The sequence below is a fragment of the Desulfocurvibacter africanus subsp. africanus DSM 2603 genome (assembly GCF_000422545.1).
GTDB lineage: Bacteria > Desulfobacterota > Desulfovibrionia > Desulfovibrionales > Desulfovibrionaceae > Desulfocurvibacter > Desulfocurvibacter africanus.
Window position 1 is genome coordinate 312,404 of the sequence record NZ_AULZ01000002.1, and the last position, 24,759, is coordinate 337,162.

At 61.9% G+C, this 24,759-nt stretch carries 20 protein-coding genes; 12 read left to right on the top strand and 8 right to left on the bottom strand.

Going from position 1 to position 24,759, the window contains the following annotated elements:
• The first annotated feature begins 205 nt into the window (after positions 1 to 205).
• From H585_RS0103650 to H585_RS0103680, 7 genes are all read left to right on the top strand, one after another.
• The gene (locus tag H585_RS0103650) at positions 206 to 1,150 is read left to right on the top strand and encodes a phosphate/phosphite/phosphonate ABC transporter substrate-binding protein (protein WP_027366792.1); all 945 of its coding nucleotides are present in this window, start codon (positions 206 to 208) and stop codon (positions 1,148 to 1,150) included.
• Between the two features lie 2 nt (positions 1,151 to 1,152).
• Complete coding sequence (locus H585_RS0103655; protein ID WP_027366793.1) at positions 1,153 to 3,243, top strand: ATP-binding protein; 2,091 nt, start codon at positions 1,153 to 1,155, stop codon at positions 3,241 to 3,243.
• Between the two features lie 289 nt (positions 3,244 to 3,532).
• Positions 3,533 to 6,655 carry a bifunctional diguanylate cyclase/phosphodiesterase gene (locus H585_RS0103660; RefSeq protein WP_027366794.1) on the top strand — a complete coding sequence of 1,041 codons (3,123 nt, stop codon included), beginning with the start codon at positions 3,533 to 3,535 and terminating at the stop codon, positions 6,653 to 6,655.
• 243 nt (positions 6,656 to 6,898) lie between these two features.
• Positions 6,899 to 7,264 (top strand): response regulator, encoded by a 366-nt coding sequence (locus H585_RS0103665; protein WP_014260316.1) that lies wholly within the window; start codon positions 6,899 to 6,901, stop codon positions 7,262 to 7,264.
• A gap of 10 nt (positions 7,265 to 7,274) precedes the next feature.
• Positions 7,275 to 9,872 (top strand): PEP/pyruvate-binding domain-containing protein, encoded by a 2,598-nt coding sequence (locus H585_RS0103670; protein WP_027366795.1) that lies wholly within the window; start codon positions 7,275 to 7,277, stop codon positions 9,870 to 9,872.
• A 32-nt stretch (positions 9,873 to 9,904) separates the two neighbouring features.
• Positions 9,905 to 10,444 (top strand): NYN domain-containing protein, encoded by a 540-nt coding sequence (locus H585_RS0103675; RefSeq protein WP_027366796.1) that lies wholly within the window; start codon positions 9,905 to 9,907, stop codon positions 10,442 to 10,444.
• A 1-nt stretch (position 10,445) separates the two neighbouring features.
• On the top strand, positions 10,446 to 11,264 hold the full coding sequence (locus H585_RS0103680) for an ADP-ribosylglycohydrolase family protein (protein ID WP_027366797.1): 819 nt from the start codon (positions 10,446 to 10,448) through the stop codon (positions 11,262 to 11,264).
• On the opposite strand, the gene H585_RS0103685 is transcribed toward H585_RS0103680, so the two are convergent.
• Positions 11,251 to 12,675, bottom strand: a complete 1,425-nt coding sequence (locus H585_RS0103685; protein ID WP_027366798.1) for a ferredoxin reductase family protein — start codon at positions 12,673 to 12,675, stop codon at positions 11,251 to 11,253. The two genes, H585_RS0103680 and H585_RS0103685, sit on opposite strands and share 14 nt — an antisense overlap.
• A 178-nt stretch (positions 12,676 to 12,853) precedes the next feature.
• Here H585_RS0103685 and H585_RS0103690 point away from each other — a divergent pair, with 178 nt between their 5' ends.
• The gene (locus tag H585_RS0103690) at positions 12,854 to 13,945 is read left to right on the top strand and encodes a protein-tyrosine phosphatase family protein (RefSeq protein WP_034627059.1); all 1,092 of its coding nucleotides are present in this window, start codon (positions 12,854 to 12,856) and stop codon (positions 13,943 to 13,945) included.
• Here the strand turns inward: H585_RS0103690 and H585_RS0103695 are convergent.
• Positions 13,942 to 15,363 carry a tetratricopeptide repeat protein gene (locus H585_RS0103695; RefSeq protein ID WP_014260322.1) on the bottom strand — a complete coding sequence of 474 codons (1,422 nt, stop codon included), beginning with the start codon at positions 15,361 to 15,363 and terminating at the stop codon, positions 13,942 to 13,944. The two genes, H585_RS0103690 and H585_RS0103695, sit on opposite strands and share 4 nt — an antisense overlap.
• Positions 15,364 to 15,530: 167 nt before the next feature.
• On the opposite strand from H585_RS0103695, the gene H585_RS0103700 reads away from it, so the two are divergent.
• A complete protein-coding gene (locus H585_RS0103700; RefSeq protein WP_014260323.1) occupies positions 15,531 to 16,064 on the top strand; it encodes a tetratricopeptide repeat protein in 534 nt (177 codons plus the stop codon).
• Between the two features lie 59 nt (positions 16,065 to 16,123).
• Here the strand turns inward: H585_RS0103700 and H585_RS0103705 are convergent, their stop codons facing one another.
• Positions 16,124 to 17,026: a DMT family transporter gene (locus H585_RS0103705; RefSeq protein ID WP_027366800.1), complete on the bottom strand. Its 903-nt coding sequence runs from the start codon at positions 17,024 to 17,026 to the stop codon at positions 16,124 to 16,126.
• A gap of 187 nt (positions 17,027 to 17,213) precedes the next feature.
• Between H585_RS0103705 and H585_RS0103710 the strand changes: the two genes are divergently transcribed.
• Positions 17,214 to 17,459 carry a GlsB/YeaQ/YmgE family stress response membrane protein gene (locus tag H585_RS0103710; protein WP_005987023.1) on the top strand — a complete coding sequence of 82 codons (246 nt, stop codon included), beginning with the start codon at positions 17,214 to 17,216 and terminating at the stop codon, positions 17,457 to 17,459.
• Positions 17,460 to 17,494: 35 nt separating this feature from the next.
• Positions 17,495 to 17,806, top strand: a complete 312-nt coding sequence (locus H585_RS0103715) for a hypothetical protein (protein WP_005987025.1) — start codon at positions 17,495 to 17,497, stop codon at positions 17,804 to 17,806.
• Positions 17,807 to 17,847: 41 nt separating this feature from the next.
• On the opposite strand, the gene H585_RS0103720 is transcribed toward H585_RS0103715, so the two are convergent.
• The 3 genes from H585_RS0103720 to H585_RS0103730 form a co-directional block, all read right to left on the bottom strand.
• Positions 17,848 to 18,366, bottom strand: coding sequence for a MarR family winged helix-turn-helix transcriptional regulator (locus tag H585_RS0103720; protein WP_027366801.1), 519 nt, complete (start codon positions 18,364 to 18,366; stop codon positions 17,848 to 17,850).
• Positions 18,367 to 18,565: 199 nt separating this feature from the next.
• A complete protein-coding gene (locus H585_RS0103725; protein ID WP_027366802.1) occupies positions 18,566 to 19,066 on the bottom strand; it encodes an RT0821/Lpp0805 family surface protein in 501 nt (166 codons plus the stop codon).
• A gap of 292 nt (positions 19,067 to 19,358) precedes the next feature.
• On the bottom strand, positions 19,359 to 20,039 hold the full coding sequence (locus tag H585_RS0103730) for a hypothetical protein (RefSeq protein WP_027366803.1): 681 nt from the start codon (positions 20,037 to 20,039) through the stop codon (positions 19,359 to 19,361).
• Positions 20,040 to 20,777: 738 nt separating this feature from the next.
• On the opposite strand from H585_RS0103730, the gene H585_RS0103735 reads away from it, so the two are divergent.
• A complete protein-coding gene (locus H585_RS0103735; protein WP_027366804.1) occupies positions 20,778 to 22,628 on the top strand; it encodes a bifunctional serine/threonine-protein kinase/formylglycine-generating enzyme family protein in 1,851 nt (616 codons plus the stop codon).
• Positions 22,629 to 22,634: 6 nt separating this feature from the next.
• Here the strand turns inward: H585_RS0103735 and bioB are convergent, their stop codons facing one another.
• Together bioB and H585_RS0103745 are read right to left on the bottom strand one after the other, a co-directional pair.
• Positions 22,635 to 23,603 carry a biotin synthase BioB gene (gene bioB / locus H585_RS0103740; RefSeq protein ID WP_027366805.1) on the bottom strand — a complete coding sequence of 323 codons (969 nt, stop codon included), beginning with the start codon at positions 23,601 to 23,603 and terminating at the stop codon, positions 22,635 to 22,637.
• Positions 23,604 to 23,711: 108 nt separating this feature from the next.
• Positions 23,712 to 24,338 (bottom strand): TetR/AcrR family transcriptional regulator, encoded by a 627-nt coding sequence (locus H585_RS0103745; RefSeq protein ID WP_027366806.1) that lies wholly within the window; start codon positions 24,336 to 24,338, stop codon positions 23,712 to 23,714.
• Positions 24,339 to 24,759 lie beyond the last annotated feature (421 nt).

Consider the following 24,759-nt stretch of genomic DNA (forward strand, 5'->3'; position numbering starts at 1 on the left):
GGCGTAGGCGCAACTCACTTGCGCCGTCAACGCCGGAGCGGGCGTCTTAAAAGCAATCTGCTCTAGTTTCCGAACGAGACTTTGGGGACAGCTGGTAAGCGTAGCGTTCCAGCTATTATGCCCATGGCGGAATAGACGCATGGAGGGAGCAAAACGTGCGGGACGCATGCTAGGAAAAAGGAACGCAATGGAGTAGGATTGAGCCATGCACAAGAACAGGGTGCCGGACTGGACGAGCGGAATGGTTTTTGCCCTCGCCGTTGCGTTGGTGGCGATCCTTGTAGCCTGCTCCGAGGAGGAGTCGGTCGTGCGCGTGGACTTCTCCAAGCGCGAGGAAGTGACCATTCCCAAGCCGCGGGAGGACCTGACCTACGCCTACTTGCCCCAATATTCGCCGGCCGTGTCCTACCTGCGCCACCACCGCATGGTCGAGTACCTGGCCAAGGCCACGGGGCTGTCCATCCGCCAGGTATTCCCCTCGTCTTTCGAGGAGCACATGTCGTTGTTCGGCCAGGGCCGCATCGACATCTCCTATACAAATCCCTTCGTGTACATAAAGATAGCTGACCGCTATGGGGCCAAGGCCTTCGCCCGCATCGTCGAGCCCTCGGGCAACGACACTTTCAGCGGACAGGTCATCACCCGCGCGGACAACACGGATATCGAAACCCTGGAAGACTGTCGGGGCAAGCGCTGGATCGCCACGGACGAATCCTCCGCCGGCGGCTACCTCTTTCCTCTTGGCCTGTTCTGGGACCATGGCATCCGCAAGGCGGACTTCGCCGAGGTCAATTTCGCAGGAGGCAACCAGGAACGCGTGGTCTACGCGGTATACTCCGGCGAGTACGACATCGGGACCATTCGCACCGGGACTCTGGACATCACCCGCAATCGCATTCCAATTCGGGAAATCCGGGTCGTCGCCGAGAGCCCGGCCTATCCGTCCTGGGCCTATGCCACACGCGGCGGCATGGACCAGCGAACCGTGGAAAAAATCAGGGCGGCCATGACGGCTTTGGCCTCTGACAACCCCGAGCACCGCGCCATCCTTGCGCCCGCCGGCATCGTGCGCATCGTGCCGGCCCAGGACAGGGACTTTGATCCGGTACGCGCTCTCATGGCCAAGATCAGCGGGGAGCTGGAGGAGTAGCCGTGCGGGTTGGCTTCCTGTCCGCATTGTCCTTCCGGGGCAAGATCAACCTGGGCATCGCGGCAATTGTCGTTGTCTTCGGTCTGTTCACGGCCATCCTGGTCAGTAACCTGGTCACAGGCTCGCTGTTGGCGGAAAGCAAGAAACGCGGCTCCAGCATGGTGCTGAACCTGGCCGGCAGGGCCGAAGAGCAGCTACTGACTCGCGACTACCTGCGCCTGAAGAAGACCGTGGACCAGTACAAGGCCCTGGGCGAAACCGTGGAGTATGCCTTCATCCTGGACAAGGACGGCCTGGTTCTGGCGCATACCTTCGCGGACGGCTTCCCATCGGGGCTCAAGAAGGTCAACACGGAGCCGGATGGGGATGCCGTTGGCATCCTGCTCCTGGATACGGGGAGGTTGCTCGTTTACGACTTTTCGGCCGGTGTGCACATCGGCGACAACCGCATCGGCACGGCGCGCATCGGCCTGTCCCGGCAAGAGGTGCAGCGCACCGGCCGGCGGCTTTTTCTGGCCATCTTCGCCATCACCGGCGCAGGCGCGCTGCTCTCGCTCATCCTGGGTTCCTTCTTCGCGCGCAACGTGACCAGGCGCATCAACCTCCTGCGCGCCTCGGCCGAGGAGATCATGCGCGGCAACCTCGACGTGCAGGTAGGCACGGCCAGGGGGCGCAACTGCTGGGAGGTCATGAACTGCGGGCTGGAGAACTGTCCGGCCTACGGCGACCTCCGTCGCCGCTGCTGGTACATGGCCGGCACGCTTTGTCCCGCCTGCGCCAATACCGAGAGCGAAGACAAGCGCGAAAGCTGCAAGAGCTGCCCTGTCTACCAGCAAAATGCCGGTGACGAGATTCAGAGTCTGGCCGAGGCCTTCGACGTTATGGCCGCGACACTCAAAGACCATATCGGCGAATTGGAGACGGCCCGGCGCGGCCTGGCCCGTCAGGAGCAGCTGCTGCACACGGTCTTCGACGTGACCCCGGACCTGGTCAGCCTGCAGGACGAGCGACTAGTCTACCGCCTGGTGAACAAGGCCTTCCGCCGCTACTTCTCCCTGTCCGGGGAGGAGGTCGTCGGGCGCACGGACAAGGATATCTTCCCGTCCGGCCAGGGCGTGCTCAGCGAGGATGAGAACCGGCAGATCCTGGAAACCGGCATGCCGCTATCCAAGGAAATCTACGTGCAGCGCGGGGAGAACCGGCGCTGGTTCCATGTGGTCAAGGTGCCGGTCTACGACGGCGAGCCGGCGGATTCGGCCCGGCCCCCGCGCATTATCGGTTTGTTGCTCACGGCCCGCGACATCTCGGTCATCAAGCGCTACCAGGAGCAGCTCATCCAGTCACAGAAGATGGAAGACCTGGGCAAGCTGGCCGGCGGCGTGGCCCATGAGATCAATACTCCTCTGGGCATCATCCTCGGCTACTCCCAGATCCTCTTGGAGGACTTGCCCAAGGACAGCCGTGAGCGCGAAGACGTGGCCGTCATCGAGAAGCAGACCCAGGTTTGCCGCAAGATAGTGGCCGACCTGCTCGGTTTTTCGCGGCAGATGGAATCCAGTTGGGCCGAGGTGGACCTGAACGAATCCATCCGTGAAGTCGTGGCCTTGGTGCGGCATATTTTCCAGCAAGAGCGCGTGTTCATCGAGATGCAACTGGACGACGGGGTGCCCCCCATCCGCGGGGACAAGGAAAAGCTCAAGCAGGTCTGGTTGAACCTGCTGAGCAACGCTTTCGACGCCATAGGCGCGGACGGCACCATGGTCATACGCACCAAGCTGTGTAAGCACCGCCGCAGGGTAGTGGTCACCGTGGCCGACACGGGCAAGGGCATCAGCCAGGACCACATGGCCCAGATCTTCGACCCCTTCTTCACCACCAAGCCCGTGGGCGCGGGCACGGGCCTTGGCCTGTCCGTATCCTTCGGCATCATCAAGGATCACAAGGGCAAGATCTCGGCCGTGAGCCCCGCCCCGGTGGAGTATCTGGGCATGGGTCAGGAGGACGGCAGGCCCGTGGGACCGGGCACGGTGTTCATCATCGAGCTGCCCCTGACCGATGAAGGCCTGCCCGAGGACGAGTGTCTGGATATCTGAGCGCGCCGGGAGCCTGATAGGCCTGCCTTACCCAGGAAGGCAGGAAATGGAACGCAGATTTGGAACCCAGCCGCGGAACGCCGTTAGCGTCTTTGTATTGTCATTTCCTTATTCCTTTCGTAGACTCACCTGTCTAAGTTAAGAGTATCCCCCTTGCATCGATGCAAGATGCACGTTGCGAGCATGCTCCCATACGTGGTTCGCTCGGGCTTGGTCATAATGCGTCCGTTTTGCGCCGCTTATTCTTCCCCCCTCTGGCGTTCACGGCGATCGAGAGCACGTCATACGCATGAACCTGCGTCTCAGACTCTTCCTCATAATTCTGGCGGCCTTTCTCGGGCTGGCAGGCACCTATGCGCTGGTTTCCAGGCATATCGTCCTCGAGAGCTTCGCTTCGCTGGAACAGAAGATCGCCGGCGAGAACGCCAAGCGTGCCGCCAACATCATCGGCACCGAGGCGGAATACCTCGATAGGCTCGTGAAGGACTGGGCCTGGTGGGATGACACCTGCGAGTTCGTGGCGACCCGCGACGAGGCGTACGTGCGCTCCGCACTGCCCAAGGAAACCTTTATCGATCAGCAGCTCAACGCCATCGTGATCTACGATCTTCAGGGTGCCATGGTCTGGGGCAGGTTCTTCGACCTGGAGACAAGCGCCTGGGCCCCGGTGCCGGAAACCCTGAATACAGTACTGACAAAGCATCCGGAGCTTTTGCGCCCCGCCTCCGAAAGCACTGTCCACGCCGGCATGATCGTGCTGGATGGCAAATCATTCATCTTTTCCTGCAGACCCATCTTGACCAGCGAGAACGCCGGCCCGCCGCGTGGGGTCATGCTAATTGGCCGTTACTTGACCGAGGATCTGTTGGCCAGCATGGGCGAACGTGTAGACTTGGGCATGCGCCTGCTGCCCCTTGAAGGCCAACAGTCTGCGGAGTTGTCAGGAATCATGGAAGTCCTGGCGGGTACGACGGCCAAATGGCGGCATTCAACCGATGGAAACCTGTTGCGCACGATTCTGCGCATGGATGGCTATTTCGGCGGCCCGGCCGCCTTCGTGCTCATCGAAGCTCCCAGGGAGATTCATGTCCTGGGCAAGGCCGCGTTCGGCAATAGTCTGGTGGGCCTTTGCGTGGGCGGTTTGCTGCTCCTGGGCGTGGTCTACGCGCTCCTGGAGCAGCGTATCACCTCGCGGGTGGTCCGACTGAGCCAGATTGCCGATACGGCCTTAAAGGACGACGAAGGCAAACTGGCTCATTTGTCCGGCTCGGATGAGTTGGCGGCCGTCTCGCGCAAGATCGGCGCCATGATGGACAGCCTGCGCGAGAGCAGAGGCTTTTTATCCACAATGCTCGACAGCCTGGATGCCGGCGTGGTGCTAATCGATCCGCATGAGCGCGTGATCGTGGAGGCCAATAGCCGTGCGGCCTGGCTCGCGGGAGTGCCCGCAGGCCAGATCGTGGGGCGTTCGTGCTTCGAACTGTTCTGCACGTCCCATGTTGCCGCATGCCCGTTTCTTGCCGGGGCCATTCGGCCGGGCGAGCCCATGGTGCGCGTGCTCGAAGGGCCGAACGGCGTCAGCCGCAGCATTCTCAAGACCGTCACTCGGGTTTCCCGCGAGGGTAAGGAATACCTCCTGGAGACGTTCCTCGACGTGACCGAGCATGAGCGCACCAAGCAGGCCTTGGCCGAGAGCGAACTGCTCTACCGGACCATCTTCATGAACTCCGGCGCGGCCAGCCTGCTTTTGAACGAGCAGGGCTTGGGGACCATGGCCAACGAGGGATTCTTCGAATTGACCGGCCTGAGGCCTGAAGCGGTTCAGGCCGGCTTGCATTGGGAGGACCTGTTCCCGGCCGAGGAAGTAGCGAACATTCAAGCCCTGGCCGGGACGGTAGGAACTTCCGGCAAGGCCTTGTGCCTGGAAGCGACGCTTGCGCATGCGAGCGGAAAGCCCCATAGCGTGTACCTGACCTTGGCCCGCGTGCCGGGCTCGGATCGCGGCGTGCTGTCCATGGTGGATCTCACCGAGCAGCGGCGCTACCAACACGAGCTGTATAACAAGGCCTATTTCGACCAGCTTACCGGATTGCCCAATCGCACCATGTTCTCCATGCGTCTGGAGGCGGCCATTGTCCGCGCCCGCAGGGAAGGCGGCGGACTCGCGATCATGCTTCTGGACCTGGACGACTTCAAGAACGTCAACGACACCATGGGCCACTTGGCCGGCGACGAGATGCTGCGCAAGGCCGGCAAGCGCGTGAATCAGGCCGTGCGCAAGGACGACCTCGTGGCCAGATTGGGCGGGGACGAGTTCGTGGTTCTGGTGGAGAGACCCCACGACGAGAATTTGCTCCAGCGCATGGCCGCACGACTGGTGCGCGCCTTTGCCGAACCCTTCCATTTGGGCGACCGCGAGATATTCGCCAGCACCAGTGTGGGCGTCGCCCGCTTTCCCCAGGATGGGAACGATGCCGAGGCCGTGCTCAAGAACGCCGACTTGGCCATGTACGAGGCCAAGAACTCGGGTAAGCATGCCTACAGGCTTTTCTCCGGCGAAATGAACGCGCGCCTGCTGCGCAAGGTTAATCTGGAAGCCGAGCTGCGCAAGTCCATTAGTCAGCGGCGTTTCGTGCTGCGCTATCAGCCTATCGTGGATGTCGCCAGCCGTAGCATAGTGGGCATGGAGGCCTTGCTGCGCTGGATCGATGAGAGCGGTCGCGTGGTTCCGCCCTCGCAGTTCATGCCCGAGGCCGAGGAATGCGGCCTGGTGGTGCAGATGGATCGCCTGGCCTTGGAGATAGCCTGCCGCGAGACCCTGCGCTGGACTAACGGCGGCGAGGTCCCGCTAAAGCTGTCCGTGAATCTGTCGGCACAGCATTTCGCGCTCGGCGGCGTGGAGAGCATGGTCACCGAGGTGCTCGCGGCCACGGGTTTCCCGGCTTCCAGGCTGGGCCTGGAAATCACCGAAACCGCGCTCATTAAGGATCTGAAGAGCGCCACGGCGCCCGTGCTACAGGCTTTGAGCGCCAAGGGCGTCAGCATTTCCCTGGACGACTTCGGCACGGGCTATTCCTCGCTGGCCTACCTCAAGCATTTGCCCATCAGCGTACTCAAGATCGACCGCCTGTTCGTAAGCGATATAGGTACGCCAGGCAGTGACGGTTCGGTGCTCGTGCGCGGCATGATTTCCCTGGCCGAGAGCCTGGGCTTGGCCGTAGTGGCCGAGGGCGTGGAGACCGAGGAGCAATTGGCTTTCCTGCGCAGCCAGAGCTGCGCCCTGGCCCAGGGGTTTCTGTTCGCGCCTCCGCTGACCGCCCAGGCCTTCATGGACCTGTTATCCCAGGGCCTGCCTGCGCCATCCGGCTTGGAGGGCACCGACGATCTGTCTCCGGCCGAACAGCCCGCCTGAAATGCCTGTGGCTTAGATGCAGCGGAAGGTCGCGAAACCGCGAGTCTTGCGCATGGATTCCGCCGCTGAATCATGCTAAGGTTTTTTAGACCATGCCGGACCATTCGGCCATATTCTACCCACTCACCTGAGGGTCCCGGCCGCTGGAGCGAGCTTGGGGGCGGTATCGCCCCATAGTCGGCCGGCTGCCGTTGGCGCGGAGCCCCACGAGATCGGGGCCGCATGCCCATAAGAGGAAATACCATGAGCAAGATCATCGTGCTGGACGACGTGGCCGACGCTGGACGCATGGTGCAGCGCATACTGGAGCGCAAGGGTCATGAGGTGCATCCTTTCACCGACGAGGAGCAGGCCTTGGCTCATCTACGTGAGCAAGGCGCGGACGTGGCCATCCTGGACATCAAGCTCAAGCGCATGAGCGGCATCGAAGTGCTTGACGAGATACGTCGCATCTCTCCGGATACCAAGGTCATCATGCTTACGGGCTATCCCACCCTGGAAACCGCGCGTCAGGCCCAGCAGCTCGGCGCATTCGAATACTGCATCAAGCCCATCGATAAAGACGAGCTGGAAGAGAAGGTGGCCGTGGCCCTCGGCAGCTCGGGATAAGGGAAAGAGGGTGCTCGGCCAGCTCTTCCGCCACTGGACCTACCAACTCTTCGCGCCCGGCGCGCTGCTGCGTGAGCGTTATGATTCCTTCCGCCGGCTGCTGGAGGATGACAAACGCTGCCTGGAACTGATCACTGCCCTGGAGGAGATCCGCTATGGCCAGGTGCAGGCCGACTGGGCCAAGCTGGAAAGCTTGTTGCGCGCCCTGACCTGGTCCGTGGGCAGCCTCGCGCGCCATCTGGTGGCCATGAATCCCGGCCAGTACATGGATTTGGAGCCGAGCCTGCGCGACCTGTTGGCACGGCTGGAGCCTTTGGCCCGACTTCCCACGCTGTACGCCGGGCCACCTTACGTGCTGCCTCTGGAGCAGGTTGTTGGCGCTCGGGATCAGGCGGGCGGCAAGGCCTGGCATCTGGGCCGCGTGCTTGTCGACGTGGGCCTGCCCGTGCCTCCGGGATTCGTCGTGACCACCTCGGCCTTCTTCGCCTTCCTTGAACATAACGATCTGGCTCCGCGCCTGGACGAACTGCTGTCGCGGGTGCGCTTGGACGAGCCCGAGCGGCTGGACGCCCTTTGCGCCGAAATGCAGGACATGGTGCTCGGCGGCGCGCTGCCACCGGCAGTGGAGCAGGCCCTGTCCGAAGCCGTGGCGGGCCTGACCGCCGGGGTGGCCGCGCCGAGGCTGGCCGTGCGCTCCAGCGCCGTCGGCGAGGACGCGAGCGAGATCGCCTGCGGCGGCGACGACTCAGGCGTGTCCTTTGCTGGCCAGTACGAGAGCGAGTTGGGCGTGGTGCCCGCCGATGTCCGACAAGCCTGGCTGCGTGTGCTGGCCAGCAAGTATGCCCCGCGTGCCGTGGCCTACCGCGTGCGTTACGGCCTGGCCGACCGTGAAGCGCCCATGGCCGTGCTGGTGCTGGCCATGGTTCAGGCCAAGTCCAGCGGAGTGGTCTACAGCCTGGATCCGGTCGCGGAAGGCCGGCGGGAGCGCATCGGCATTTACGCGGTGCCGGGCTTGGGTGAGCGGCTGGTCGGCGGCTCCAGCGTGCCGGACATGTTCTACCTTTCGCGCACGGACAATCCGGTTCTTCTCAAATCCGTGGCCCAGCGCCGCGTGCAGGAGGGCGTGCCGGGCCGCTCCACGGCCGTTCTGGATCTCCCTTCGATCAAGACCTTGGCCGATTGGGCCATGGTCCTGGAGCGGATCTTCGGCTGTCCCCAAGACGTGGAGTGGTGCCAGGATGACGAAGGCGAGATGTATGTGATTCAGTCCCGGCCCTTGCAGGCTGCAAGCGCGTTTGGAGAGCGTGCGCAGCCGCAGGCGGACGAGGGCGGCCGCGCCCAGGCCGCCGACTTTGCCGAGTCTGCCGAAGAGTTTGCCGAGGGGTTGGCCAAAAGCCATGCCGTGCTCTTTCGTGGCGGCCTGATGGCCGCGGGCGGCGTGGCTCTGGGCCGGGTGCATCTGCTGCGAGATGACGAACCGCTGCGTTCGGTGCCCGGCGGCACGGTGCTCGTGTGCGGTACCCTTTCGCCCGATCTGGTCAGTCTGCTTGGCCGCGTCAAGGCCGTCGTGGCCGAGCGGGGCAGCCGGGCCAGCCATTTCGCCTCCGTGGCCCGCGAGTTCGGCCTGCCCGTGCTGGTGGGCGCCGTGGGCGCGCGCACGATGCTCAGACCGGGCCAGGCCGTGACCGTGGACGCCGAAAGTCGCATGATCTATGAGGGCAGCGTGGAAGGTCTGCGCGAGGCGGCGCAGTCGCGCGCGCCGCGCCGCTCCTCGCCCATGGCCCGCAGGCTGGAGGCGATCATGCCGCTTGTCTCGCCGCTCACGCTCACGGATCCGCAGTCCCCGCGTTTCACCCCGCGTTTTTGCAGCTCGCTGCACGATATCGTGCGTTTCTGCCACGAGAAGGGCGTGGCCGAGATGTTTTCCCTGGTTGACCGGGGCGGGCGTGGTCTTGCTCGGGCCAAACGGCTGCGCACGGGAGTGCCCATGGACTTCTATGTGCTGGATCTGCACGGCGGCACACGGGCCAAGGCCTCGGGCAAGGCCGAGATCGGCCCGAGCGACTTGGCCAGCCGGCCCATGCTCGCCCTGTGGCAAGGCCTGACCCACCAGGATGTGGTCTGGGCCAAGGGACTCAAGCATCTGGATTGGGAGGCTTTCGATCAGGTCAGCGCCGGGGTGGGCGTGCTGGGCTCCAAGGAGTTGGCCAGCTACGCCGTGCTCTCGGACGATTACCTGCACGCCATGGTGCGCTTCGGTTACCATTTCGCCGTGGTGGACGCCCTGTGCTGCGAGCGAGAGGACGCCAACTACGTGGCCTTCCGCTTCAAGGGCGGCGGAGCGGATTTCGAACACCGGCTGCTGCGTCTGGCCTTTATCGCCGAGGTGCTGCAACGCGCGGGCTTTGTATCAACCTCGCGCAGCGACCTGCTGGACGCACGCTACAGCCGCCAGGACGAGCAAAAGTGCTTGCAGCGGCTGACCCTTCTGGGCATTATCCTCGGGCAAACGCGGCTTATGGACATGGCCATGACCGGTCAAACCCAAGTTGAGGCCATGGTCGAAGAGTTTTGGAAGCGTTATGGCACCGATATGAACGCATTATAGAATTCCTTTTATCACCCCTATGAGAAACCATCATGAACGAAAAGAGAGTCATCTGGATTGTGGACGGGTCCTATCTGCTCAAGGCGCCCAAAGGTAAATTCGACTATCTGAAACTCAAGGACACGCTGGAAGATCTGAACGGTTGTCCCTTCTACGAAAGCTATTTCCTGGATTCGACCCTGGATCCCTCCGACGCACAGAACGCCTTCTATACCTGGCTCAAGACCGCGCCGCCCAAGGGCCCCAAGATGCGCGTGCGCCTGTACAAGGTGAAGACCCTGAGTTTCCGCTGCCCGAACGGCGAATACGTGGAGCGCCACGTGCAGAAGGGCGTGGACGTGGGCATCACCACGCTGCTCATCCGTCTGGCCACGCAGGGCATGTACGACCGGCTGGTGCTGTCCACCGGCGACGGCGACTTCGAGGACGCCATCTCCTACATCAAGGAAGACCTGCACAAGGAATTCTGGCTGGCCGGGTTCACGGATACTATTTCGGCTGACTTGCAGTGCTATGCGGACAGGGTAGTGTGGTTGGACGATCATTGGGAGAGGATACGCAAGGTGGAGTAGCATGCTCGGCGCAATTCTCGGCGACATGATCGGCTCCCGCTTCGAGGGACGCCCCCACAAGTCGATTGAGTTCGAACTCTTTACGTTCGCCTCCCGCTTCACCGACGACACGGTGCTGACCTGCGCCACGGCCGAGGCTCTGCTCGGCTGTGATAGGGGCGATGCATCCTGCGTCGCCCCGTATGCCGTCAAGTACCGCGAGTTCTGCCGCGCCTATCCTTCCGCCGGCTACGGCGGCAGCTTCATCTCCTGGTGTGCTTCCGACGACGCTGGCCCGTACGGCTCCTTCGGCAACGGCTCGGCCATGCGCGTGTCGCCCGTGGGCTGGTGGTTCGACAATCTGGAGACGGTCCTGGCCCAGGCCGAGGCCAGCGCCAGCGCATCGCACAATCATCCCGAGGGCATCAAGGGCGCGCAGGCCGTTGCTGGCGCGATCTTTCTCGCGCGTACCGGCTCTTCCAAGGCCGACATCCGCGCCTTCATCTCCTCCCGCTTCGGCTACAACCTGGACCGCACGCTTGCCGCTATCCGCCCGACGTACCACTTCGACGTGACCTGCCAGGGTTCGGTGCCCGAGGCCATTATCGCCTTCCTGGAAGCGGACAGCCTCGAATCCGCCATTCGCAACGCCGTGTCCCTGGGTGGCGACGCGGACACGCAGGGGGCCATGGCCGGGTCCATCACCGAGGCCTTTTACCATCCCACGGGCAACATTCCGGCGCCCTTGCGCGATGCTGCCATGGCCCGGCTGGACGAACGGTTGGCGGATGTCGTACGGCGATTCTCGGCCCGGATGGGCCGTTCCATCATAGCAGATTGAAATCCTCGACCACGAACTGGCCGGCCGGTACGCCCATGCGCCTGAACTGACTGATGAGCGAATCGACCATGGGCGTGGGACCGCAGAGATAAATATCCTTGTCCAGTACGCCGCCGGGCACGCGATCGGCGATGTACCGCGCGTCGATGCGGCCCTGTTTGGAGCTCAGGTACAGCTCGTAGCGGTGGCCGCGCTTCTCCAAGTTCTCGAAGCCGTGGAACTGGCTGAGGACGACCTCCTGCCTGATGTCATCGTCGAAGCTGGCTTCATGCTCCTCGCGGCAGACGTAGAACAGGAACACGCGGGGGCTTTCCCAGGTCTTGATGATCTCGGGGTGCATCCTGCGAAGTTCGCCGGACACGCTTTCCGCGCTCAACCGTTCCTCGGAGTGCAGGGCCACGTGCCACATGCCTAGAAAGGGCGTGATGCCGATGCCGCCGCCGATGAACACGCAGTCGCGCCCGCCGGCCAGGAACTGGTCGCTGAAGCGGCCGTAGGGGCCGTACACGTCGACCGGGTCGCCCTTGGTCAGAGCCTCGATGCTTCGTGTGTGGTCGCCGGTCTGCTTGATGCCGAGCTTGAATTCGGCCCCCAGACTGTAGCCACAGGCGATGGAGTAGGGATGTGGCTCGGGCGATATGCCTGGCTTGCGGACCACGAGGTAGACGAACTGGCTTGGCTTGAAGTCCATCTTTTTTCCCTTGGGCGCGAAGGTCAGCTCCAGGATGTCCGCTATCTTTTCGACGCGCGAAACCGCATAGCGATAGTGCGGGCCGAGGAAACGGTAGAGGAAGCGGATGTACACAAAGCTCGCCGCTGCGATGGCCAGAAGTGCGTACATCAACGCGCGCAGGAGTGGATACGCCGCGATGTCCGCGTCCAAGAACCATATGTGCGCGATGACCAGCAGCAGGACCAGGCCGAACCACTCGTGGCTGTGCTTCCAGATGTGGTAGGGCGGCTTGATCCACAGGGTCAGCGTCACCAGGCCGGCCATGAGCATGAGTGTGATGATGCCGAGATTATGCCCGACCAGGTACGGATTGCCAACGAGCTTCTGGAACCACAGGTATTCGAGAAAAGCTGGCAGGTCGGGCAGCCTGTGTGCTGCAAGACATAGCGGATGGATCAGGATTATGTAGAAGGACCAGCGTCCAAGACGCTTGTGCACTTGATAGACCTTGTCCAGCCCGCCGAAATAGTCCTCGATCGGCCGCCAGCGCGTGGACAGCGCGATGCACCAGCACATGAGCACTGTGGCCGTGAGGGATGCCGCCTTGGCCGGGTACTTGAACGGATCGTCGAACCAGTCCTGGAAGAACCATTTGCTGCCCAGCCATAGGGCCTGCGTTAGAATGACGCTCAGGATGACGGGCGTGTAACGCTGCGAGGACTTGGAAATGGTCAGCATGCCCAAGGAATAGCGTCATTGCGATCGGACCACAAGAAAGGGCGCGAAAGGTTCCCGTCGCTCCCGTGCGAGCCCGCCCGGTTTGCGTTGCCTATTGGCGGTCAGGCGGCCGTTGTCGCAAGCTTGTCGCTGATTCCCCTGTGTTGCAACCTGCGCCGAAGTGCATATATCTCAGCCCATGGCCAGCCACTACAAAGTCAACTGGGTGACCGATTCCCTCGCCGTGGGCTCCGCGCCCATGAACCATGACGACCTGGGCGCTCTAAAGGACCAGGGCATCACGGCGATCCTCAACCTGTGCGCCGAGTTTTGCGATCTGCACTGGATCGAGTCGGAAGCGGGCTTCGAAACCTACTATCTGCCCATTCCGGACGAGCAGGCCCCGGATTTGCCGGAGCTTGAAAAGGCCCTGGACTGGCTGGACGAGGTCATCTACCTGGGCAAGAGGGCGCTCATCCACTGCCGTCACGGCATCGGCCGCACGGGCACGGTGCTCAATGCCTACCTGCTGCGCAAGGGCCTGGGCTCCAAGCTGGCCAACCGCACGCTCAAACCCCTCAAGTCCAAGCCCGTCAATTTCAACCAGTGGTGGTTCATCCGCAAGTACGGCCAGCGCGAGAAGCCTTTGACCCTGCGCGAGCCCATGCTCGAAGTGCGGCACATGGTGGACCTGGTTCCGTTCCTGGCCGAGCACGAGCAAATCCTGGCCGCCCTGGACAGCCAGCTCGGCGAGGAAGAGCGCTTGTGCGGCCGCGAGCACGCCGGATGCTGCCGCGATCTGGTAGAAGTTCCCTTGGCCGAGGCGGTGTATGTGAAGCACGCCATGACCGAGCTTCTGTCACGTACCAGCCGTGAGATGTGCGTGAAGCAAGCCGTGGAGGCCACGCGCGCCGTGCGCCAGGCGCGTAGCTCCTGCGGGGGCCAACGCTTCGGGCCGGAGGTGCGGACGGCCTATCGGGCGGCCGAAGTGCTCTGTCCGTTGAATGAATATGGGGAGTGTTTGATCTTCGAGCGCAGGCCCATGGCCTGCCGAGCCTTCGATCTGCCGAGTGAGCAGCGTGACGAGTTGCTGGCCCTGGCCGAGGCGCGCTCGCGGGACATCTCGGCGCGGCTTCTGGCGTCCTATGCCGGCAGCACGAACGGCCTTACGCCCCCGCGCTTCACCTTGCCGGAGGTGGTTTCAGGCAAGTTCGTGCAGGAGTTCTTCCACATGCTGTCCAGCCCCGAGGCGCAGGAGCAGGCAGGTGATAAGGCGGAGGGCCGGCCCTAGCCCTGTTGAGCCTTCTGCGCCGCCGCGGCCTTGGCAGCCGCGGCCATCTCCGTGGCCAAGACCCTGAGCTTGGCCAGGGCCCCTTGGGCGTCTTCGTTTTGCGGATTGAGCTTAAGAGCCATGGTCAGGTACTTGCCCGATTTCTGAACCTGCTTCACCCGTAGGAATGCGTAGCCAATGTTGTAGCTGACGATGTCGTTGTCCTCGCCGAGCGTGGGGTCCAGACGAGTGGCTTCGTCCATGTGCTCGGCCGCATGTGCGAAATCTTCGCCATCGGTGTAGGCCAGCGACATGTTGTAGTGCAGGTTGGCTTCGTTCGGCGCGATCGTGAGGGCCGACATGTAGTTTTTGACGGCTTCCTGCCACTTGCCCTGGTTACGCAGGGCGATGCCCAGGGTATTGAAGGTCTCCATGTCGGACTTGGAGATCATGTTGCGCTTGGTGCGCAGGCTGTGCGTCAGGTATTTTTCGGCCAGCTTGGCGTTCTTCTGGGTCAGGTACTCGCCAATGTTCTTGGACACGCTGGCCACGCGGGTCTTGGCATCCCGGTTGGTCAGGCGCACCACCTGGTCGAAGACCTCCTCGGCCTTCTCGAAGTTGCCCAGGTTGGCGTTGATGCGGCCGATGGACATCTTGCGATCGATGTTGAGCGGCGAGAGTTGGTCGAGCTGGTCCAGGTACACGAGCTCGCGTTGATCGTCACCCTCTTCGTTGTAGTAATCGGCCAGCTTCTTGAGCGGTTCCAGATACATCTCGGCCATGTCGCTGGCTTGGCGATAGGCCACCAGGGCATCCTTGCGCTTGCCGAGGGCTTTTAGCGAGTCGCCCTTGAGCATGAGGCCGGCCGGGGAGTTGGGCTTGACCTCCAGAACCTTGGTGGCGATCTTGAGGGCCTTCTCGTACTCCTTGAGGAACATGAGCTTCTTGCCGCGTTCGATGAGGGCCACGAGTTGCGTGGGCGGCTTGACCGTGAAGGCGATCTTCTCCACGAGCTGATCGATGGAAATAGGCTTGGTGATGCAGGAGTTGGCGCCCATTTCCAGGAACAGGATGAGATGCTCCTTGGCGATCTCCGTGGTCAGCACGAGGATGAAGATGTCCGGGATGTTGGCGCGCAGAAATTTGATGAAATCTGCGTTGGATACGCTGTCGGTCTCGCGTTCCACGAAGATGAGCGGCTTGTTGCGGTTCTTGATGACCTCCTTGAGCTCCCTGATGAGGTGCTCCCGGCCACTGAAGCTGCGCACCGCCCCAGCGCGCAGGGCCAAATGCTTGTAGGCCGCTCCGCGCAAATTGTTGACGAATACCGAATCGTCGGACAAGGCTAGGAACACGCCGCCCTGCTGCTCGACGAATTCGCGCACGGTCTTTTCATGCAGACGTTGCTGCTGTAAAAACTTGGTGTTTGTTGTTGTCATCTTGCGTCGTATGTAACGGATGATTCCGGCAGGGACTGCCAGGAACGAGTGGCTGTAAGATGGTTTTTTTCCGGCCGCGTGTCAAATGACACTTATGTGGATGTGTTGATCCACCCATCTTCAAGAACGCACCGCGCTCGACGCAGCGTAGCTGTAAGGAGGGCTTTGTGAAGGAAACGCATGATGCTAAGGGCCTGAGCGGAGCCAAAGTATCCCGGCGCGGTTTGCTCCTGGGACTGGTCAATCGCTTTCGTGGCCCCGAAGAGGCCGGAGGGCAGGTTACAGGCATCGCGCCCGAGTCACTGCAGGCCGATGCACTGGCCGGAAGCGGCGAATACGCACAGGCCGCAGCCGCCTACCGCTGTATCCTGGAACAGTCGCCCGAGGCTCACGATATCCGAGCCAAGCTCGGCTGGTGCCTGTATAAAGCCGGCAGGATCGTTCAGGCCAAGGTCGAGTTGCAGCGAGTGCTGCGCAAGGCCGAGAGCCGTCTTGCTTCGCTATACCTGGGCCTGTGCCTGACTCGCGAAGGCAAGCTGGAAGCTGCCTTAAAGGCTTGGCAAAACTATTTCAACCCGGATGAACCGGAGATCATGCGCGAGATCAATCTGATCCGGGCGCGGCTTGAGTCGGGGCAAACCCTGGAGCCGCAGGCGGCCGCCGATCAAGTGGAGGCCGCGGCTGACCGCAGCAAGGCTTAAAGGGAATTGGCGTCGTGGCCGGGGCTCCAGTGCTTTGGGCGTTTGCCTGCCTCGGCATCTTACGCTTGGGTCGCTGGCGTCTGCGTGCTGCGGGTTCCAAGGTATATGGCCCCAAGGGCCAGGGCCGCACCGGCAAGATCCGTGAGACGCAGGGGCCGGGCGAAGAAGAGCACGTCCCAGACAAAGGACAGGGTAGGCTGCAGGAGAATGAACAGGCCGGCCGCCGAAACCGTGACCCGCGGCAGGCCGCGAGAGATGAGCAGCCAGCCGCCGCCCTGGCAGAGCACTCCGTAGGCCAGGAGCACTCCGCCGCTACGCAGGTCCGGTATGGCTAGTGATTCGCCCTGCAGGAGCATGACCCCGAACATGGGCACGACGCTCAACAGGCTCACGGCGGCGATGCCCGCCACCTGAGCCGCATGGCCCTGGCTGGATTGCACCCGGCGCAGGGTGATGAGATATGCTCCGTAGAATACGGCGGTGATCAAGCCTTCGATCACTCCCAGCCTGTACTCGAAGCCTTGGCTTCGCCAATCCGTGCCCACCAGTAGGAATACGCCAAGCATGGCCATGAGCACCGCTGCAAAAAAGCGCAGTCCAGGTCGCTCTCGGAAGAACAGGATTCCCGCGACGGCGAGGACAAAGACCTGGAAATTGCCGAGCACCGTGGCCAGTCCCGGTCCCACGTGGTGGATGGAGCGGTGCCAGAAGGCCAGGTCCAAGGCGAAGAGCACGGCCGCGAGCAGCACCAGCCCCAGCCGGCCGCCACTAGGCAAGCTGAGCCGCCCGCCGACGAGGGCCGCAAGGCTCAGCGCCAAGCCGCCGAATAGCAGACGGTAGAAGCCAGCCGTGGCTGGGCCCACCCCCGAAATTTTCACGAAGACCGGAGCGAAGCTGATGAGGACTGCCCCAGCCATTAGGGGCAATCCGGTCAGCCCGCTCTTTTCGGTTTTGCTGCGCATGCATGTCTCCATATCAGCGTACGACGGCCGAGGTCGTCGTGGAAATAATTGTCCAGGGCTCGGATAATGCTCACAAGGTGTGGAGTGGGAGAATGCTTCATACGTTGCGGGATGAAAAGCCCTTGAAGGTATCCCTGACGGGTACGCAAGAGAAGGGCTAAGCAAGCCGCAGGGCCAAGGAGGCCAAATGCTCTATCTCCTGTTCATGCTCGTCATCGGTGCGCTGGCCGGCTGGCTGGCCGGGAAGATTATGCGCGGCGGCGGCTTCGGACTGCCGAAGAACATCCTTCTGGGCATCGCCGGCGCCTTCATCGGCGGCATTCTGTTCCGCCTTGTGGGCTTCAGACCTTTCGGCCCCATTGGCGCTCTGATTTCGGCGACGGTAGGCGCCGTGCTCCTGCTATGGATTGTGGGCCGATTCCGACGAGGCTAGCTTGCCTCCGATCAGATCGGCATCTATCCTGGTTCATGCGCCCTTGCGACCTTTGCGGCCGGCCGGAACTGACCACACGCCACCACCTCTTTCCGCGCAGCCTGCACCGCAGGCTAAAGCGCAAGAAGGACGCTCGCGCCCAGGATCTACGAGAGATCGTGGATCTGTGCGCTCCTTGCCATATCCGCATCCACCAGATTTTCAGCGAAAAAGAGCTGGCCAGCGAGTATAACAGCCTGGAGCGGCTCTTGGCTGATACGCGCGTCCAGAACTGGCTATGCTGGATTCGCCGCAAGCCCTCGGGGTTTCGGCCAAGGACGAATAGCTGGAAGGCCAGGCGCGGATGACCCAACAGTGCAGTCCATGGACAGGCAAGACGGCCGGCGAATCAGCTATGCTCGCCTCTTCTGTAGGCCACGAGCGCCTTGCTTACGGTTTCGAGCATCTCCACCAGCAGCTTGTGGTCGGACGAATTGACGCCGCTCATGATGGACGCAACCGAGCCGTAGAACTCGGGCATGATCTCGTCCATGGCCTTGCGGCCTTTGGCAGTCATGCGCACGCGCATCTTGCGCCGATCCTCGGAGTGGATGCCGCGTTCCACCAGCCCAGCCGATTCCAGGCCGTCCACCAGACCGGTCATGGTCGCCCGGGATACGCCAAGGGCCTTGGCCAACTGAGTCGGCGTGAATGGTTCTTCGGGTGTGCGGTTCATCAAGCCCAGCACCATGAACCGGCCCTGGGAGAGCTTGCATTCGACTAGGAAATCCTCAAAAGCTGCGTTCATATCCGTTCCGCAACGCGCGAGCACCAGGCAGGCCCTGAATGAATCAGGGTCCATCTGCGGATAGCGTTTGGACAGCTTTTGTAGAATTTCTTCCGAGGGAATCTCGGGAGTGTACAGCACCGCGACCTGACCTCCGGGTTGACAGCATGGGATAAGGCGAACGGCGAGTACCTGTTGGAAGCTCGCATGCCACTTATTTGTGCGCCTGTGGCTTTAATTTTCGCAAATTGAATAATTAACGCAACAAATTTCAACGGCAGGCGGAATACTAACTGCCGCTGAAGTTGTTGCGTTGTAGAAAACCGCCTATCCGGTCGGCTCAGACGCCTTTTTCAAGGCTCCATTGACTGGTTTCTTCCCGGCAGGCCGAGCCCGAGAAGGACTGCCCCGTGGTTCCGTCCTGGGTCATGCTCAATTCGAAATCACGGCAGCGGCGGTCGTTCACGCTTCTGTACTCGCCAGGAATGAGAGAATAGGCGCGGCCGGTATCAAAGTTGCGCCAGCCCATGGCCTCGCCCTGCGGATTGTGCTCCAGGCCGTAGTTGATGGCCTTGAGGTCCGTCAGATCCGCCTGGGACTGCAGCCAAATCCGCATGCCCTCGGAGAGTTGGGCCGATGCGGGCACAGACAGCGCGCTGCCCTCGGTGACCACCTTGGCGGGCGGCTGTTCTCGACTCAAGGCTCCAGGCGAGCCCTGGACCCAGACGCCGCCTCCTCCGCTACCTCCGCCTATGCCCACACCTATGCCGGCCGTGCTCCCGGAGCAGGCAGTCAGAACCGTAAGCGCCAGTATCGCCACTGAGCGTTCAAACCGCAGCATGCCGCAACCCCCTTTATTACAAAGGCCATGGTAGCCGCAGTGGTGAAAGAGGGCAAATTCAAGTTGAGAATAAGCGACAAAGGCGTCGGCACGGTTGCCGCTAAATACCACCCTGCCTGCCGTGCACCCAGGGCGCATTCTCCATGCGCACGCAAGTCCTTGATACTAGGCAGCCGGCGGATGGCTTCGCTGCCCAAGAAGGCGCGGGCGAGCCGAAAGCCGGGCTTTCGGCTCGTGATTATTCTTGGGATGCCCTCGGTGAGTATCCTGGCTCATTCTGAGGACACCATGGCTAGAAGCTGATGGCGAAGCCGACCATGACCACCGGGTACCACTTCCAGGAGGACAGGTCGTCCTCCATGTCGTCCTCCTCGCTTTCGATGGACGCGGCAAGCGCCGCATTATCGCGTGCCCTGGGAGAGCTCAGGTCCACTCGCGGGGAGCCCTGGTAAAGCACGCCCATATCGGCGGTGAAGGAGAATGGCAGCAGGCCCGGACTCGTGCCCCAACCGATTCCCACGTACGGAGCGATGTCATTGAAATCCACGTCGGCATCGAGTCTGTCCACATTACTTGCCGTATAGTCCGTTCCGCCGATGGTCACTGTCTCGGTGGGCTTGGCTTCCAGCGAGAAGTTGTTGGCGTTGTAGAACGCTCCGGCGGACACACGGAAGGAGCCGCCCACGGGCGAGATGCCTAGGGGATGGATGTCAAGCAGGGCTCCGGCGGTGAAGGAATTCATGCCGAAGTCGTACTCGATCCCGGAAACCTTCTTGTCGTCGATCGTCCATTTGAAGCCCTGTACGACTCCACGAAGCTTGATGAAGTCAGTGAACTCGATTCCAGCCTCGGCGCCCGCGCCCAAGGTGCCGATTCGGGGGCCGATGAAAACGTCCAGGCACCAGGCCTGGGCGGGCAGAAGCGTGCCGAGAAGGAAGAGGAATACCGTCAGCCGTGCGTAGCCCTTGCCCATATGCTGCTCCTTTGCAATGGAGTTTTCCGTGCCTGCTGCCATGACGGCTGTAATCCATGGGGCTGTCATCAATTCCACGCAATGTGGATGCAGAAAGAGGCTCATGGTTGATCAGCGCCCTGGATAGCGTGGTTCAAAAAACAATTGTTGCAGTTTGGTTTTAATTTTTAAACTTTTGCAAGCCTTATGCCTTTCGTATCACACGGAGGACGAGTCGCACCTGTCTCAAGCGATATGAATGACGTGCATGAAGTGATATAGACTTATGCTGTATGTGAACCAGCGAGCTGGTTTTATGGCGTGCAGGCATTACTTATAAGGTATCAGAATGCGTTTGTAGCTTGTTCAGCAGTATTCATTACATGCGCAGTATGTAACACGTTGTCCCTGAAAGGATGGCGGGCATGCGAATAGCTCGATTCGCAATAAGCAGGATACTGACCACCATTAAAATCATACGCTTGCATACTTAACAGCCTGCAAGTCGTGATGGCCTTTACGGGTATCTCGGCCGCATCACGATCCGCAAACAGGTGGTCCCGGCAATTCTCGGGGTAATCCGAGCGGGGCATCTGCTCTGCCTGTATGGCCACGTGACAATTCGGGAACATGCGCCTTCCCGGCGGAATCGCAGAAGAAGAAAAATGCCTCCAGCCTTTGCCCCAGCGCCATGGAGTGCTAAAATCGTGTATCCCTGAAAACGCTATCAAGCTGAGCGCGAGCGCTCGGAGAACATTTATGCATAGCATTCCACTTCTGGAGGAAGGCGTCATTCTCGGGGGCCGCTGGAGGCTCTTGGGACATATCGCCACCGGCGGCAAGGGCATCATCTATCTGGCTGAGCACTGTGAGCTGGGCCGCAAGGCCGCGGTGAAGATGATCTCGCCCGAGTTCCTGCGCAGCGTGGAGGACTCGGGCGAAGCTGGAACCGAGGTGGAGCGCTTCCGGCGTGAGATGCGCATCATGGCCCAGATACGCCATCCCAATGTGGTTCAGGTCTTCGATCAGGGTACGCTGGAGCTGTCTGGCCGCGACTATGATTACTACGTCATGGAGTACGTGCCCGGCCCGACCATGCGTCAGTCCATGTCCGAGGCTGGTTTCGGCCGAGACGAGGACGGCCTGCGCCGCTGGCTGGTCGAGGTATTCCTGCCGCTCTTGTCCGGAGTCGAGGCCCTGCACGCCATGGGAGTGCTGCACCGCGACCTCAAGCCGGAAAACGTGCTTCTGGATGACGGCACGCCGCGTATCGCCGACTTCGGTTTGGCCGGAGCGCGCTTCGCGCCAGTGGTCACGCGCAGCCACCACGTCATCGGCACCATCTTCTACATGGCCCCGGAGCAGTTCACGGATCTGCAGCTCGCCGATGCGCGCATGGAAGTATACGCCTTGGGCAAGATTCTTTACGAGGCTGCGGCCGGCCGTATGCGCAGGGACACAAGCTTCATCATGGAAACGGCGCGATTGCCGCAGGCGGATGGCGATCTGCTGCGCGGGTTGGACCGCATCGTGCGGCGAGCCACGGCCAAGGATGTCGGTGAGCGCATTCCCGGCGTGCGCGAACTGCGAGCAGAGTTGGAAGCCTTGCCGCTGACTCCCGCGCGGCGCATGGCGGATAAAGTGCCTGCGGATACCAGGCCGCAGCGGCAGTGGTGGCCTGCCGTGGCTCTTGCCGCGCTGGTTTTGGTGCTGGCAGTGATGACAATGCGGCATTCCGGTCCGGCCCCACTGAATCCGATCGCGAGTGCGCCCCAGGTCGAAGAGCCGATTGGAGACCTGCGGGTATCGGCTGACGAAAAACCGGCAAGCCTCGGCGATGGGCTGCCCATAACCTTGGCCGCGAAAGATGGCGGCCTCCTGCGGCTCGTCCCGACCGGGAATGTCGTGGTGAGCGAAGAGCAAGGCGCAGATAGGCGAGTAAGTTTGCCCGCCTTTTATCTGGGCAGTACCGAGGTGACCAACCTGCAATTCGTGGAGTTTCTGAACAGCAGTCTGAGCCGCGTGGAGGTGCGTGATGGCGCGGTGGTCCACGGCGAACAGATCTGGCTCCAGCTCGGCGAGGTGCTCGACGGTGTGGAACCCATCATCTTTGCAGGGGGGGAATTCCGTATCGGCGATCCGTCCCTGGCTGCCAACCCCGTGGTGCGTGTGACGGCCAGCGGTGCCGCGGCATACGCCGCCCACTATGGTCAGCGGCTGCCCACGGCCGAGGAGTGGGCCTTGGCCGCAGGGGCATTACCGGAGCCAAATCGGATCGGTGGGGAGCCCGACGAGGAAGGACAAGTCCAACTGCCCGTGGGTTTGCCGCCCGAGAACGGTTTGGGCTTGCGCGGCCTGGACGGCAATGTGCGCGAGTGGGCCGCGTGCGATGCCGCACTCGGAGCGACAGAGAATCAGGCTTTCGTGGTCATGGGCGACACCGGAGCCCTGGAAGGCAAGGGCCTCAAGCGAGGCGGCCTTGTCGGCAGACAGGAACTCCACGATTGCGCGCCTCTGCCGCGCCAGCCCTGGGAAGCCTTCGAGGACGTGGGCTTCCGCACGGCCATGAGTGCGCCGCGCCAAGACTCTGCAGCTTCGCCGGTCGGGTGACGGCGGCTACTCCACGCGCATCCCGAGCCGCTCGGCATCCTTGCGGTCTTCTTCCGCATCGCCGCCGTGGACGGTCAGCAGGTCGCCGACCATGATGCCGCTGGCCCCCGCCATGAGCAGTTCGGCGCGCCGTTGCCCAAAGACTTGAACTCGGCCTCCGCAGATGCGGATATGGCGGTCCGGGAGCAGGAAACGGTATACAGCCACAATGCGCAGAGCCTCCTCGGGAGCAAGGAGCGGTTGTTCGCCGAGCGGTGTGCCGGGGATGGGTACCAGGAAGTTAATGGGCACGGACCAAACCCCGAGTTCGCGCAGCAGCAATGCCAGGTCCACGCGGTCCGCCCAGGATTCGCCCAGGCCGAAGATGCCTCCACTGCAGACGTTCAGGCCCAGGGCCACGGCGTCGCGCACGGTGCGCACGTCCTCGGCGTAGGCGTGCGTGGTGCAAATGCGTGGAAAAAAGCTGCCCGATGTTTCCAGGTTGTGATGCAGGCAAGCCAGACCGGCCTCTTGCAGGCGGAGCAGTTCCTGCTGATCGAGCAGGCCGATGGACACTCCGGGCAGCATGTCCAGGGCGCGCAGTTCGGCCACGCTGGCCACGATTGCCGCGAACTCCTCCGGTCGTGGCCGCATGCCGCTGGTTACGATGGCGAAGCGGCGCGCGCCCTTGTCCAGTGCATGACGCGCCGCCTCACGGATGCCCTCGCGGCCTATGAAGGCGTGCGTCCGTGCTCCCGTGCGGTAGTGGCCGGCCTGAGCGCAGAAGGTGCAATCCTGTTCGCAGCGCCCGCTCTTGGCGTTGACGATGGCGCAAAAGCCCAGCGTTTTGCCCAGGGAGTGTTCCTTGATGCGCTGGGCCCAGGCGCACAGTTCCGGCAGGCGTTCCAGAGGCAGGTTCACGAGGAAATCTATCTCTTCGGCATGCGGCAGAAGCCCTTCCAGAGCCTTGCCGCCTATGACATCAAGCGTATTCATGATGTTCCGTGCAATCTCGAAGCGAGTATTTGGGACAGGGGGTTATTCACACAGGGATGCTTGGTTCCTGCAATTCATCGCAAGCGGACTTGGCGTGCCTCGCAAAGCTCAGGTACGGGCCAAGGAACAACGAAAAATGTGTTCGATGGCTCGCTCCACGCGAAGCCAATCCTCGTCCGCGCGCAAGTCCAGGCCTCCGAAAAAGTCTCCGACCCTTGAACGAACGGTAAGGAAATGCACTGCCCCGGCCACCAGGGCCACGAGCACCGACAAGTCCACGTCCTCGGGCGGATCGTCACGCATGTACTCGAAGAATTCCAAGGCAGTGCGCTCACGGCCTTGTTCAATGACGCGCGTGTAGGCGTTACGCTCGCGTCCTTCCCAGGACAAGATGTCCAGGGTGCGGGGCCGCCGGCGTATGGCGCGCATGTAGCGCTTGAAGAATTCGGCCATGAGAGCGTGGGGCGGCAGCCTGCGCAAGGCCTCCTCATCCCCGGCCACCAGTTCCTCGACCGTGGGCCAGAAATCAGGGCTGACCCGGAACGCTGCCAGCAGACCCTTAAGGCCGTGGAAGTGCTTGTAGAGCAGACGGCGCTCCACTCCCGCCTCGGCGCAGACCTTCTCTTCCGTGAGGCCCTTGAAGCCTTCGCGCGCCAAGACTTCGCCCGCGGCTCCGACGAGTCTCTCGCGGGTCAAATCCGCGTCACAGAGCGGTATGACCTTGCGCCTAGTCATGAACACATTCTCGTTATCCTGCAACTCGCCCGGATTCCCTGAGCAGCGGCCATGACGGCGGCTGAGCGTCGATCCATGCATTCAAAGCGCTCGCCGCCCGTGCATATACGTGTGCCATGCTTTCCCAGCCGAGGAAAGTGGTGAAACCACAGGCTCCAGGCTATGGTCTGGGTCGGACCGCAGTCCCATCGGGCAGCCCCGCATCACATATGATTAAGCATATGTCTGAAAAACGATTGGAAGCGGATTGGCCGTGCACGCTGTGGATTAGCCGTGCATGCTGTAGTAATGGGGAGCGTTTTTAGATTAGTGTTAGGCTGGTTATTTTTTTTGTTCTTAATAATGCTTCGAAATCAGTCTATAAGGTATCCTAAAAGGTCAGGTCAGCTACACTATCTCTTTGCAGAGATTCGTAATTAAG